At 73.9% G+C, this 12,953-nt stretch carries 11 protein-coding genes; 5 read left to right on the top strand and 6 right to left on the bottom strand.

The window, feature by feature from the left end; translation table 11 throughout:
- Window positions 1-34: 34 nt before the first annotated feature.
- Entirely contained in the window at window positions 35-1,093 is a 1,059-nt protein-coding gene (locus CLV70_RS21815) for a methyltransferase domain-containing protein (protein WP_106128393.1), read from the top strand.
- A gap of 9 nt (window positions 1,094-1,102) precedes the next feature.
- Window positions 1,103-2,122: an adenosine deaminase gene (locus tag CLV70_RS21810; protein ID WP_106128392.1), complete on the top strand. Its 1,020-nt coding sequence runs from the start codon at window positions 1,103-1,105 to the stop codon at window positions 2,120-2,122.
- Window positions 2,123-2,156: 34 nt separating this feature from the next.
- On the opposite strand, the gene CLV70_RS40150 is transcribed toward CLV70_RS21810, so the two are convergent.
- The 4 genes from CLV70_RS40150 to CLV70_RS21795 all read right to left on the bottom strand — a co-directional run bounded on the left by CLV70_RS40150 (window position 2,157) and on the right by CLV70_RS21795 (window position 6,911).
- The gene (locus CLV70_RS40150; protein WP_170148644.1) at window positions 2,157-2,318 is read right to left on the bottom strand and encodes a hypothetical protein; all 162 of its coding nucleotides are present in this window, start codon (window positions 2,316-2,318) and stop codon (window positions 2,157-2,159) included.
- Between the two features lie 23 nt (window positions 2,319-2,341).
- Complete coding sequence (locus tag CLV70_RS41765) at window positions 2,342-4,558, bottom strand: RICIN domain-containing protein (RefSeq protein ID WP_106128391.1); 2,217 nt, start codon at window positions 4,556-4,558, stop codon at window positions 2,342-2,344.
- 242 nt (window positions 4,559-4,800) lie between these two features.
- The gene (locus CLV70_RS21800; RefSeq protein ID WP_425440195.1) at window positions 4,801-6,144 is read right to left on the bottom strand and encodes a sensor histidine kinase; all 1,344 of its coding nucleotides are present in this window, start codon (window positions 6,142-6,144) and stop codon (window positions 4,801-4,803) included.
- 77 nt (window positions 6,145-6,221) lie between these two features.
- The gene (locus tag CLV70_RS21795) at window positions 6,222-6,911 is read right to left on the bottom strand and encodes a response regulator transcription factor (RefSeq protein ID WP_106128390.1); all 690 of its coding nucleotides are present in this window, start codon (window positions 6,909-6,911) and stop codon (window positions 6,222-6,224) included.
- Window positions 6,912-6,990: 79 nt separating this feature from the next.
- On the opposite strand from CLV70_RS21795, the gene CLV70_RS21790 reads away from it, so the two are divergent.
- The 3 genes from CLV70_RS21790 to CLV70_RS21780 all read left to right on the top strand — a co-directional run bounded on the left by CLV70_RS21790 (window position 6,991) and on the right by CLV70_RS21780 (window position 10,496).
- A complete protein-coding gene (locus CLV70_RS21790; RefSeq protein WP_106128389.1) occupies window positions 6,991-7,890 on the top strand; it encodes an ADP-ribosylglycohydrolase family protein in 900 nt (299 codons plus the stop codon).
- A 58-nt stretch (window positions 7,891-7,948) separates the two neighbouring features.
- Window positions 7,949-9,925, top strand: coding sequence for a threonine--tRNA ligase (gene thrS, locus CLV70_RS21785; protein ID WP_106128388.1), 1,977 nt, complete (start codon window positions 7,949-7,951; stop codon window positions 9,923-9,925).
- A gap of 91 nt (window positions 9,926-10,016) precedes the next feature.
- Window positions 10,017-10,496 carry an HIT family protein gene (locus CLV70_RS21780; protein WP_106128387.1) on the top strand — a complete coding sequence of 160 codons (480 nt, stop codon included), beginning with the start codon at window positions 10,017-10,019 and terminating at the stop codon, window positions 10,494-10,496.
- Here CLV70_RS21780 and CLV70_RS21775 read toward each other — a convergent pair whose 3' ends face one another.
- Both CLV70_RS21775 and CLV70_RS21770 read right to left on the bottom strand, forming a co-directional pair.
- The gene (locus CLV70_RS21775) at window positions 10,497-11,762 is read right to left on the bottom strand and encodes an ABC transporter substrate-binding protein (protein WP_106128386.1); all 1,266 of its coding nucleotides are present in this window, start codon (window positions 11,760-11,762) and stop codon (window positions 10,497-10,499) included.
- A complete protein-coding gene (locus CLV70_RS21770) occupies window positions 11,759-12,922 on the bottom strand; it encodes a GGDEF domain-containing protein (RefSeq protein WP_146164117.1) in 1,164 nt (387 codons plus the stop codon). Before CLV70_RS21770 ends, CLV70_RS21775 begins: the two co-directional genes overlap by 4 nt.
- Window positions 12,923-12,953 lie beyond the last annotated feature (31 nt).

The following is a 12,953-nucleotide window of genomic DNA, read 5'->3' as shown; positions in this document are numbered from 1 at the left end:
GCAAAAAAGACGTACGTACGGTTTGGAGAGCGCGATGTGGGATCCCGCCGTCTACCACCGCTTCGGCGCCGAGCGGTCCCGCCCGTTCTTCGACCTGGTCGCCCGCATCGGCGCCGAGCGGCCGCGGGGCGTGGTCGATCTCGGCTGCGGGTCCGGGGAGCTGACCGCGACGCTCGCCGGACGCTGGCCCGGAGCGCGCGTCACCGGGCTGGACTCCTCGCCCGAGATGATCGCCGGAGCCACCGCCCCCGGGCCGGCGGACGAGCCCGCCGAGAACCATGCCGCGCCGGCCGGCGAGGGCCGGGGGAGCGGCGTGGACCAGGAAAGCGGCGTGGCCCGGAGAGGCAGCGTGGCCCGGGGGAGCGGCGAGGGTCGGGAAGGCGGCGTGGCCCGGGGAAGCGGCGTGGCCCGGGGGAGCGGTGAGGGTGGGGAAGGCGGCGAGGGCCGGGGGAGCGGCGAGGGTCGGGAAGGCGGCGTGGCCTGGGGAAGCGGTGAGGGGCGGGGAAGCGGTGACGCCGGGCCCGCCGCAGCTCGATCCTCGCCGCCCCGGGTGGAGTTCCGGCTCGGGGATCTGGCGGAGTGGGAGCCGGAGCCCGGCACCGACGTCGTGGTGACCAACGCGGCGCTCCAGTGGGTCCCCGGGCACGGCGAGCTGCTCACCCGGTGGGCGCGGGCGCTGCCGTCCGGTGCCTGGTTCGCCCTTCAGGTGCCCGGCAACTTCGACGCGCCGTCGCATCGGGCGCTGCGGGAGGTGGCGCGCCGTGAGCCGTACGCGGATGCCGTCGGGGAGCTCGTGCGGGAGGCGCCGGTCGACGATGCCGCCGGGTATGCCGCCCGGTTTCTCGCCGAGGGTGCGACGGTGGACGCGTGGGAGACGACGTACGTGCATCTGCTTCCGGACGACGGCGGTGACCATCCGGTGCTGCGCTGGATGGAGGGCACGGCGCTGCGCCCGGTGCGGGCGGCGATGGACGACACGCGGTGGGGCGCCTTCCGGGCCACGCTCGGCGCGGAGCTGGCGGCGGTCTACCCTGCCCGGAGCGGACACGTGGCGTTCCCGTTCCGCCGGATCTTCGTCGTGGCCCACCTGTAGGGAGTCATTGTGACCGAGCTGGCCTCGTTCATCGCCGGCCTGCCGAAGGCCGAGCTGCACGTGCACCACGTGGGCTCGGCGTCGCCGCGGATCGTCGCCGACCTCGCCGCCCGGCACGAGGGTCAGTCGCCGGTGCCGGCCGATCCCGCGGCCCTCGCCGACTATTTCGCGTTCAGCGACTTCGCGCACTTCATCGAGGTCTACCTGACCGTGGTCGACCTGATCCGCGACGACGAGGACGTGCGGATGCTGACGTACGAGATCGCCCGGGAACTCGCCCGGCAGCAGGTCCGGTACGCCGAGCTGACCATCACGCCGTACTCGCACGTGCGGCGGGGCATTCCGGCGCCGGCGTTCTGCGAGGCGATCGAGGACGCCCGTACGGGCGCGGCCCGCGACTTCGGCATCGACCTGCGCTGGTGCTTCGACATCCCGGGCGAGGCGGGGCTGCCGGCCGCCGAGGAGACCCTGCGCATCGCGCTGGAGGAGCGCCCCGCCGGCCTGGTCAGCTTCGGCCTCGGCGGTCCCGAGGTGGGGGTGCCGCGGCCGCAGTTCAAGCCGTACTTCGACAAGGCGCGCGCGGCCGGGCTGCACAGCGTCCCGCACGCCGGGGAGACCACCGGGCCGGAGACGATCTGGGACGCGCTGCGCGAGCTGGGCGCCGAGCGGATCGGCCACGGCATCGCGGCGGCGCGGGATCCGGAGCTGATGGCGTACCTGGCGGAGCGCGGGATTCCGCTGGAGGTGTGCCCGACGTCGAACGTGCGCACCCGGGCGGTGGCCGAGATCGCCGAGCATCCGCTGGCGACGCTGGTGAACGCCGGCGTGCCGGTCACCATCAACTCGGACGACCCGCCCATGTTCGGCACCACGCTCGAGGAGGAGTACGCCGTCGCGGCGAAGCTGCTCGGGCTGGACGCGCGGGGCGTGGCCGGGCTGGCCGCCGCTGCCGTCTCGGCGTCGTTCCTGCCGGCGGCGGAGAAGGACCGCCTCCACGCCGAGATCGCCGCCTACGCAGCGGGCGCCTGAGAGACGCGGGCACGGGCGTCCGGGAGGCGCGGGTCTAGAAGCGGTCCGCGTAGAGCGGGTCCTGCCACAGCGCGAGGACCGTGAGGATGCCGATCGTCAGGACCGCCACGACCCGCACGAGGCGGCGGCGGTTGAAGACCGGTCCGCGGTCGTCCTCGTCGACGGGTGCTTGCGGCCGTACGTCCGTGTCCAGCATCGTCCCTCTCCCTGGCCCGGTTCTCAGCCGGGCACCGCCGTCCAACTCTGGTGCCGGGCCGGGTCGGGGGTCTGCAGCACGAGCAGCCGGGACGCGCCGAAGCGCTGGCTGCCCACCCCGGCGGCCAGGTCGCCCACGCTGGTGCGCAGGCTGAACCCGTGGTCGGTGGCGTAGAGCTTCCACCGGCCGCTGTCGTTCTGGGTGCACTCACCCTGCACCAGCGGCGCCCCGGCGACCGGGTTGCCGCCGAGCGGGCCCAGGCACTTGCCGGTCGCCCGGGATTGCAGGGCGAAGGCGTCGTCCCCGGCCGGGACGAGCTTCCACTGCTGCTGGGCGCCGCCGTCCGCGCCGCCCAGGGTGGTCGGAGTGCCGTTCGCGGTGCGGGCCGCGTACAGGTCGGCGGCGCCGCCGGTCAGCGAGTTCGTCAGGACGAACCACGCGTTCGCGGCAGGGCGGGCCGCGGGTGCCGACTGGGCGACCCCCTTCGCGGCGTAGCCGAGCTTGGCGTTGCGGATCGTCACCTGGTATTTCCGGTCCGGGCGCAGGCCGATCAGCCGCGCCCGGGTCGCCGACGTGGTGGCGATCTTCGACCCGTCGACCTCCACGTCGTACCTGGCGTCGCGGGACGCGGCGCTCCAGGTCAGCCGCACCGAGGTGCTGGTCGGGTCGCGGACCTCGAGCACCGCCTGCACCGGCGCGGCGAGCTTCTCGGGCGCGGGGGCGGCCGGCTCGGTGGCCCCGGGCGCCGCGCTCGTGGGGACGGGGGCCGTCGGCGCGGAGGGCCGGCCCGGACCGGCCGGGGCGTCGCCCCCACCGTCCGAGGCGTCGCCGCCGCTGGCGCCCGGCACGGGAGCCTGCGGGCCCGGCGGAGGTGCCGCGGCGGTCGGTGCCGCCGGGCTCGTGGGAGTGTCGCGCGGGGTCGTGCCCGGCGGGGGCCGGTTCGCGTTCGGCGCGTCCGGCAGGTCGTCGCCGCCGTCGCTGCGCAGCAGGAACTCGCTCTGCGCGACGTTCCAGTTCTCGGCGAGGTAGCTGCCCGGCTTCGGGTCGGTGCTGAAGTAGTCGTCGTGCCCGCAGTCCAGCCGGTTCTCGTGCTTCTTCGGGCATACCGTACGCAGCTGCGACCCGGAGCGGTCCCCGGCGCAGAGCAGGTCGTGGTCGTCGGTGCACCGGCCGGCGCCAGTCGAGTTGGGGGAGTCCTGGAGCAGCGCGCCCAGCATCTGGGTGGTCTCCATCGCCGCCGCCACCGAGCCCCAGCAGCCGGCGTCGACCCGGCCGTACGACGGGCCGCCGTTGTTGCGGTTGCCCAGCCCGGGCCGGTTGTCGGCGACGAACGTGCTGATGCCGCAGTACACCTTGGTGTCCGCGAAGATCAGGTACTTGCGGTCGTTGCGGTTGTAGCCGAGGGTCTGCAGCGCGGCGATGTTGCGGGTGAAGGACGCCAGCGCGCCCTCGGGCATCTGCACCTCGGCGACGTCCACGCGGCACTGGGGCGTGGTCACGTACCGGATGTGCCGGGAGCCGCCGGTCTCGGCCGCGCTCGCGTCGAAGATCTCGTCCACGCCGGCGGCCCAGGTGCGGATCGAGCCCAGGTAGCCGGTGTAGCGGCTGGGCGTGCCGAACTCGTGCAGGTAGAGGACCTGGATGCGGTTGCCCGTACGCCCGTCGCCCTGGCAGGCCACGTCGTGCGCGCCCATGACGAAGTCGGCCTGGCCCGGCGCCGCGTCGGGGATCAGCGCGGGGGCGCCCGGGGTGAGCGAGCTGCCACCCTCGTCGCGGACGATCTCGGCGTCCGGCGGCACCGTGGCGGCCTCGCGGCGCGGCTCGGCGGGCTCGGGGACCTTACCGGTCACCGGGGCGACGTCGCGGTTCACCGTGAGGCCGGCCGGCGTGGGGTCCGGCCCGTGCGTGCAGGTCTCGGCGTCGAGCTCGTACGTGCCGGTGCAGAGCGAGTCCTTGCCCGCCGGGACCAGGCCGTCGTAGACCAGCCCCTGACCGGGGTCGTCGTCGGGCAGCGAGGCGTAGGTGATCCGTTCGCGGTCCTGGCCGCCGCTGTCCGGGCTCCAGGCTCCGCCGACGACGCTGGGACCCACCACGCCGCCGATGCCGAGCACGCTGATGCCGAGCAGCACCGGGAGCAACCGGTGGGCCCGGGGCGTGGCTCGCCGCCTCCCGCGGTCCGGGGCCTGGCGCCGCCGCTGCGGCGCGTCCCCCTCGAGCGCGGGCCGTCGGTGGGCGGGCAAACCATCTCCTCGTGCTGCGGGGGCGCGGTGGGAGGGGGTTATGGGGTGACCACCTCCCACCGCGCGGGGGCTTCTCCGGCCCGGGGTGTGGGGACGTGCTGTGGGAGCCGGGCCGGGAAGCCGGACGGGATCGGGGTAGAGCGTGCCAGTCCGGCTCCGCCAGGGGAACGCCCTTAATACAGATCTAAGCAATGCTTCTACCGTCCGGGGTAATTCCGCGCCGCGCCGTTGCCGGGGGGACCTCATGCTTCTTCCGGGTACTGGTGCGGCCATTTCCGCTTGGCCGGATCGCGTTCCCGGGCCAGCCGGCCGACGAGGCCGAACCGGCTCGCCTGCTTCGGCGGCGCCTCCGCGTCGGCGAGCAGCATCACCACGCTGGCGCCGCCCATGGCGGCGCGGGCCAGGCTGACCGAGCCGCCCGCGGCCTGCGCGGCCCGGCGGGCGATGTCCAGGCCGAGGCCGGTCGAACCCTGTTCGCTCTGCCCGCGCTGCAGCGCCTTCTCCGGGTCGTCGATGCCCGGGCCGGCGTCGTCGACGCGCAACGCGACCCAGCCGTCGCGGCGGGAGATGCCGACCTCGAACGCGGTGCCCTGCGGGGTGTAGCGGAAGACGTTGCCGAGCACCGCGTCGAGGGCCGCCGCGAGCTCGGTGCGCGCGACCGGCACCGGGATGCGCAGCTGGGCGCCGACCACCCGGTACTGCCTGTTCTGGTCGCCGGCCAGCGCGGACCAGAAGACCATGCGGTCGCGGACCACCTCGGCGGCGTCGCACAGCCCTTCCTCGGCCGCGTCGGCGACCTGCGCGGCGACCGCGGCCCGGGTGGTGTTGATGAGCTGGTCGACCTCGCCCTCGAGGGTGACGATGGCCTGCCGGATGCGCCGGATGCCGCGCCGGCGGTCCAGCTCGGCGGCGGAGAACTCGCCGATGTGGGTGTCGTCGGGGTCGAGCGCCTCGGCGTCGAGGCGCAGCACGGTCAGCGGCGTCCGCAGCCGGTGCGACAGGTCGGCGACCAGCTCCCGCTCGCTGGTGCGGGACGTGACCAGGCGGTCCGCCATGCGGTTGAAGGCGTACCCGGCCTCGGCGAGCTCGCGCGGGCCGGACGGCTGGATGCGTACGCCCAGGTCACCGCCGCCCACCGCCATCGCGGCGTGCACCAGGTTGCGCACCGAGGCGACGGCGCCGCGGGCCAGCCGGTCGACCACTATCACCGAGCCGAGCACCAGGCCGGCCATGATGCCGAGCAGGATCCACCAGTCCCGGGCGGTGCCGGCGTCGAGCTCGGCGTCGGGCACGAAGACCTCGACGACCGACGTCTTCTCGCCGACGGCCACCGGCTGGAGGCGGACGACGCCGCCCTTCACGCCGACCTCGACGGGTTCGCGGCCCCGCGCGGCGGCCACCAGCTTCTCGACCGGCACCCGGCTGCCCTGCGTCGTGCCGGGCGCGTGCACGATCACCCCGCCGCCGGCCGCCCTGACCGCGCTCTCCACGCCCTTGCGGCCGGCGTTGGCGGCGACGGCGCCGGCCACGGTGGCACTACGCTGCTCGGCCGCGGCGATGGCGCTGTCCCGGTGATCGTTGCGCAGCTCCCAGCCGAGCGGGACGAGGAACGCGAGGGCGGCGATGGTGGTGGTGGCGGCGCTGACACAGGCCAGCCGGGCCCTCAGTCCGGGGCCACCAACCGGAATCCGACCCCCCGCACGGTGCGCAGGTAGCGAGGCTTCGCCGCGGATTCGCCCAGTTTCCGACGGAGCCAGTACAGATGCACGTCGATCGTCTGGTCCTCGCCGACTGACGGCTGTCGCCATACCTCCTCCAACAGCTCACGACGGGAAACCACCCGGCCCGGGCGCGCGGCCAAATATGCCAGTAGATCGAATTCCTTGCGGGTCAGGGCCAGCGGCTGGTCGGCCAGGCTGGCGCTGCGCTCGCCGATGTCGACGCGCAGCTCGCCGACCTCGTGCACGGCGGGCTGGGCGGTGCGGCTGGCCCGGCCGACGCGGCGCAGGACCGTGGTGATCCGCGCGTCGAGGTGGGCGCCGGTGAACGGCTTGACCATGTAGTCGTCCGCGCCGGCGCGGAGCAGCCGCACCACGGTCTGCTCGTCGTCGCGGGCGGTGGCGATGATGATCGGCACGTCGGTGATGCCACGCAGCATGCGCAGCGCGTCGGAGCCGTCGAGGTCGGGCAGCCCGAGGTCGAGCACGACCAGATCGGGGGTCTCGGCGGCGACCCGGCGCAGGGCGTCGAGGGCCGTGCCGACGGCGTGCACGGCGTGCCCCCGGTCGGCCAGCGACCGGAGCATCGCACCGCGCACGACGTGATCGTCCTCGACGAGCAACACCGTGGCCATGCGAAGAAGGTACTGCCCTTGGCAAGATAGACCGAATCCGTCATTCAGAGCGGTCTCTTGGATACGGAGAGTAGCGACTATGGCCTTCACGCTTTTCCCGGACAGCCGGGCCGCGCTGGCCGCCGACAGCCTCGCCGGACTCTCCGTCGGCGACGCTCTCGGTGCCCAGTACTTCGTTCCCGGCCATCGCCCCGGCGTGCTGCCGGAACCGCCGTGGCCGTGGACCGACGACACCGAGGAGGCCTGCTGCCTGGTCGCGGCGATGACGGCCGGTGACGAGACGCACCTGGACGCCGACCGCTTCGCCGACCTGCTGGGCCGGCATTTCGACCCCTACCGCGGCTACGGCCCGGGTGCCGTGGTGATGCTGCGGCAGATCCGCGAGGGCACCCCCTGGCCGATCGCGGCGGCTGCCGCCTTCGACGGGCAGGGCTCGGCCGGGAACGGTGCCGCCATGCGGGCCGCCCCGCTCGGCGCCTGGCACGCCGACTCGCCGGCCCGCGCCGCCGAGCAGGGTGCCAGGGCGGCGGAAGTCACCCACGCGCACCCCGAGGGCATCGCGGGCGGGGTGGCGGTCGCGGTCGCCGCGGCGGTGGCCGCGGCCGCCCGGCTGGAGCAACGGCCGGTGGACCTGCTGGGCGCGGTGCTCGCGCACACCCCGCAGAGCCGGGTACGCGACGGCCTCGCCGCCGCCACCCGCATCGCCGACCCGGTGGTGGCGGCGTACGAGCTGGGCACCGGAACCCGGGCGATGGCGCAGGACTCGGTGCCGTTCGCGCTGTGGGTCGCCGCGCACCACCTCGGCGACTACCCGGGCGCGGTCACGGCGTGCATCGCCGCGGGCGGCGACATGGACACGACGGCGGCGATGGCCGGTGGTGTCGTGGCCGCGTACACCGGGGCGGGCGGCATCCCGCGGGAGTGGGCCGGCGCGCGGGAGCCGTTGCCCGGGTGGGTGACCGCGTCGCGCGAAGGGTGACCGGGCCGACCCATTAGCATCGTCTGCGAACCCGAACGTCAACTGAAGGAGAACCACCGTGTCCGCAGCTCTGGTCGTGCCGGCGGGGACGACGGCGGCCGACGCGGTGGCCGCCGCCGGCCTCCCGCAGTCCGGTCCGAAGGCGATCGTCGTCGTGCGCGACGCGGACGGGCGGCTGCGCGACCTCGACTGGTCGCCCGGGCAGGACGCCGACGTCGAGGCCGTGGCCATCGACTCGCCGGACGGGCTCGACGTGCTGCGCCACTCGGCCGCGCACGTGCTCGCCCAGGCCGTGCAGGACATCTTCCCCGAGGCCAAGCTGGGCATCGGCCCCCCGATCGAGAACGGCTTCTACTACGACTTCGACGTCGAGAAGCCGTTCCAGCCCGACGACCTGGCGAAGCTCGAGAAGCGGATGCAGGAGATCGTCAAGGCGGGCCAGACGTTCCGCCGCCGCGAGTACGCGTCGCTCGACGAGGCCCGGGCCGAGCTGGCGCACGAGCCGTACAAGCTGGAGCTCGTCGACATCAAGGGCGACGTGGACGACAGCGAGGTCATGGAGGTGGGCGGCGGCGAGCTGACCCACTACGACAACCTCGACCGCGACGGCAAGCGGGTCTGGGGCGACCTGTGCCGCGGCCCCCACCTGCCGACCACCCGGCTGATCCCGGCGTTCAAGCTGATGCGCTCGGCCGCCGCGTACTGGCGGGGCAGCGAGAAGAACCCGCAGCTCCAGCGCGTCTACGGCACCGCGTGGCCGAGTCGCGACGAGCTCAAGGCGTACCTGAACCGGCTCGCCGAGGCCGAGCGCCGCGACCACCGCAAGCTCGGCACCGAGCTGGACCTGTTCTCCTTCCCCGACGAGATCGGCAGCGGCCTGGTGGTCTTCCACCCCAAGGGCGGCGTGATCAAGCGGGAGATGGAGGACTACGTCCGGGCCCGCCACATCGAGGAGGGCTTCCAGTACGTCGGCACCCCGCACATCAGCAAGGAGGGCCTGTTCCACACGTCGGGCCACCTGCCGTACTACGCGGACACCATGTTCCCTCCCATGCACATGGAGGGCGCCGACTACTACCTCAAGGCGATGAACTGCCCGATGCACAACCTGATCTTCAGGTCGCGCGGGCGGTCGTACCGTGAGCTGCCGATGCGGCTCTTCGAGTTCGGCTCGGTCTACCGCTACGAGAAGTCGGGCGTCGTGCACGGCCTGACCCGGGTGCGCGGCCTCACCCAGGACGACTCGCACTCCTACGTCGCCCCCGAGGACGCGCCCGCCGAGATCAAGCACCTGCTCAACTTCGTGCTGTCGCTGCTGCGCGACTTCGGCCTGGACGACTTCTACCTCGAGCTGTCCACCCGCGACCCCAAGAGCGACAAGTTCATCGGTACGGACGAGCAGTGGGCGACCGCCACCGAGGTGCTCGACCGGGTCGCCACCGAGACCGGCCTCGAGCTCGTCGCGGACCCGGGCGGCGCGGCCTTCTACGGCCCGAAGATCAGCGTGCAGGCGCGGGACGCCATCGGCCGTACCTGGCAGATGTCGACCATCCAGTACGACTTCAACATGCCGGCCCGCTTCGGGCTGGAGTTCCAGGCCGCGGACGGGTCCCGGCAGGAGCCGGTGATGATCCACTCGGCGAAGTTCGGCTCGATCGAGCGGTTCTTCGGCGTGCTGGTCGAGCACTACGCGGGCGCGTTCCCGGCCTGGCTCGCGCCGGTGCAGGTGGTCGGCATCCCGATCCGCGACGACCACGCGGGCTACCTGGAGGAGTTCGTCGCGCGGCTGCGCAAGGAGGGCATCCGGGCCGAGGTGGACCACTCCACCGACCGGATGCAGAAGAAGATCCGCACGGCGCAGCAGCAGAAGATCCCGTTCATGGCGATCGCCGGCGACGACGACGTCAACGGCGGCACGGTCTCCTTCCGCTACCGCGACGGCTCGCAGCGCAACGGGGTCGGGCTGGACGAGGCCGTGGCGCACGTGGTCGAGGTCGTGCGCTCCCGGGTCAACACCGGGCCCACCGCGGAGTAGCGCGGCGGGGCCGCGGCGCCGGGCTTAGGGTGGGTCGGTGAGCGACGCAGGGGAACCGGACGGGCTCGATCGGCTCTGGACGCCGCACCGGATGGCGTACATCTCGGGGGCCGACCGGCCCGAGGGCGGTTACGAGAAGCCGGCCGGCTGTCCGTTCTGCGTCGCGCCGGGCCTGCCCGAGGGCGAGAGCCTGGTGGTGGCCCGGGGCGACGAGGTGTTCGTGGTGCTCAACCTGTACCCGTACAACCCCGGCCACCTGCTGGTGTGCCCGTACCGGCACGTCGCCGACTACACCGACCTCACCGGGCCGGAGACCGCCGAGCTCGCGGCGTTCACCCAGCGGGCGATGCGGGCGGTCCGGCGGGCGAGCAGCCCGCACGGCTTCAACCTGGGCATGAACCAGGGCGCGGTGGCCGGCGCGGGCATCGCCGCCCACCTGCACCAGCACGTGGTGCCGCGGTGGGGCGGCGACGGCAACTTCATGCCGGTGATCGCGCGCACCAAGGTGCTGCCGCAGCTGCTGGGCGACACCCGGGAGCTGCTCGCCAAGGCGTGGGAGTCGCTCGCCTGATCAGCGCACCTTCCGCGCCTCGGCGACCGCCTCCCGCCAGGCCTGCTCCGGCGTGAGCTGACCGATCTCCACCTGGCTGAGCTTGCGTTCGACGAGGCCGCGCACGGCGGCGTTGTGCAGCCCGATGTACTGCGTCGGCTTGCGGGAGGCGGCGTCGGTGAAGATGCGCCCGACCGGTGCCTGGGAGAAGAACGGGCTGTGGAAGCCGGTCACCCCCGGATCGTCGTAGAGGGCGGGCGCGGACGGCAGGTTCCCGGTCTCGAGGAAGATGCGCCGCTGCTGCTCGGGTGCGGTCAGCCAGGCCGCGAGCTCGTACGCCTCCCGCGGATGCGCACTCTGCCTCGGCACGGTCAGCCACGACCCGCCCCAGTTGCCGCCGGCGCCGGGCACCACGGTCACGTCCCACTGGCCCCGGGTGGCCGGCGCGTTCTGCTGGATCCAGCCCAGCGCCCACGCGGGGCAGGTCATCGTCGCGAACCGGCCGCCCTGCAGCGCCGCGCGCCACTGGGCGCTGTACGGCACGTACTTCGCCGACTCGCCCGCCGCGACCATGCGTACGGCCAGGTCCCAGGCCGTACGGACGCCGGGGCCGGTCTCGAGGGCGAGGTTCTCCTGCCGGTCGAAGTAGCCGACCGGCTGCTGGGCGAGGATCTGGTTGAAGACGTTGCCGGCCGAGTCGGTCCACTGGGCGGAGAGGCCCGCCGCGCGGAACCGGCGGCCGGCGTCGATGTACGCGGACCAGGTGGGCCAGAGCTTCGCGACGGACCCGCGATCGGATGGCATCCCGGCGGCCTTGAGCAGGTCGGGGCGGTAGCACATGGCGAGGCCGCCGATGTCGGTGCCGAGCCCGATCTGGCGCCGGCCGTCCGCGCTGAGCATGGCGTCCCACTTCCACGGCAGCCAGTTGCCGGCGAGCTTGCCGGCGCCGAGGTCGAGCAGGTTGACGAAGTCGCCGCCGCGCTCGCGGAACTGGACGGCGTACCCCTCCTCGACTGCGACCACGTCGCCGGCGCCGCTGCCCGCGTCGAGGCGCCGGGCGAGGTCCTCGTGGTGCTGCGTGAAGTCGCTGACCCGCTCCACCACCCGCACGCCGGGGTGGGCGGCCTCGTACTCGCGCAGCAGGCCGCGGTAGCCGAAGTTGCCGAAGTCGTCGACGGTCAGGGTGATCCGGGCGTCGTCGGCGGAGGCGTCCCCGCCGCACGCGGCGGTGGTGACCACGAGCGCGGCCGCGGCCACCAGCGTGGCGAACCTGCGGACTGAGGTCATGGCGATACCACCTGGGAGGGAATGGCCGGGATGCGGTCCTCGTACGCGACGACGCCGCCGTCGCCCTTCTTGGCGCGGTACATGGCCGCGTCACCACGCTGCAGCAGCGTGCTCAGGTCGCGGCCGTGCCCCGGGGCGACGGCCACGCCGATGCTCACGCCGACGGCCACCGGGCGGTCCTCGATCAGCACGGGCCGGCGTACGGCCGCACCGACCGCCGCCGCGACCGCGAGGGCCCGCTCGGTGCCGGTGCGGGGCAGCAGGACGGCGAACTCGTCGCCGCCCAGCCGGGTGACCGTCCCGCCGCCGCGCACGACCCGCTCGATCTCCTGGGCCACGCCGGCGAGCAGCAGGTCGCCGGCGTGGTGCCCGAGCGTGTCGTTGACCTCCTTGAAGCCGTCGAGGTCGAGCACGAGCAGGGCGACCGGCTGCTGCGCGGAGGCGCCGGCGAGCGCGGAGGCGGCCGCGCGGCGCAGCTTCTCGCGGTTGCCGAGCCCGGTCAGCGGGTCGTGCACCGCGGCGTGGTCCTGGGCCCGCTGGCGGCGGCGGACCTGCAGCACGCCGGCGAGGGCGGCCAGCAGGACGAGGATGCCGCCGCCGTACAGCAGCCGGGTGGAGCGGGCGATCGAGGTGTCGACGTCGCCGCGGGGCAGCAGGAAGACCGCGAGGCCGTCCACGATCCCGTCGCCGTTCGCGTCGTACGGGTAGTCGACCTCGAGCAGCGGTTCGCCGGTGTCCACGTCGGCGGTGCCGCGCGCGGTGGGCCGGTCGAGCGGCACGGTGGCCCGGCGCGCGTCGTCGAGCGGGCCGGCCTGCTCGTGCGCGGGGTCGGCGTACGCGAGGCGCCCGGCCGGCAGCGACCAGATGAGCAGGCCGTGGATCCGGCCCTTCTGCTGGAGCAGGACGAGGTCGGTGTCGAGCTGGGCCCGGTTGGCGGGGTGCAGCTCGTCGGTGAGGTCGTGCAGGGTGATGTTGCGGTCGATCACCAGCGAGCTGATGATGACGACCCCCTGCAGCGCGCTGTCCAGCGTCCGGCGCCGGATCTGCTCCTGGAGCGAGTACACGCCGGCGGCCACCGTGGCGGTGACGGCGATGACGACGACGAGCAGCACGCGCCAGGAGGTGAGGGCGCGAGGCTCGGCACGGCGTCGGCGGGGCACGCGAGTGTGATCGACACCGGAGTGCCGGAGC

The organism is Pseudosporangium ferrugineum (assembly GCF_003002065.1).
Taxonomy (GTDB): domain Bacteria; phylum Actinomycetota; class Actinomycetes; order Mycobacteriales; family Micromonosporaceae; genus Actinoplanes; species Actinoplanes ferrugineus_A.
Note: the sequence above shows the minus strand (reverse complement) of the source record. Positions and strands in the feature narration are given on the sequence as shown.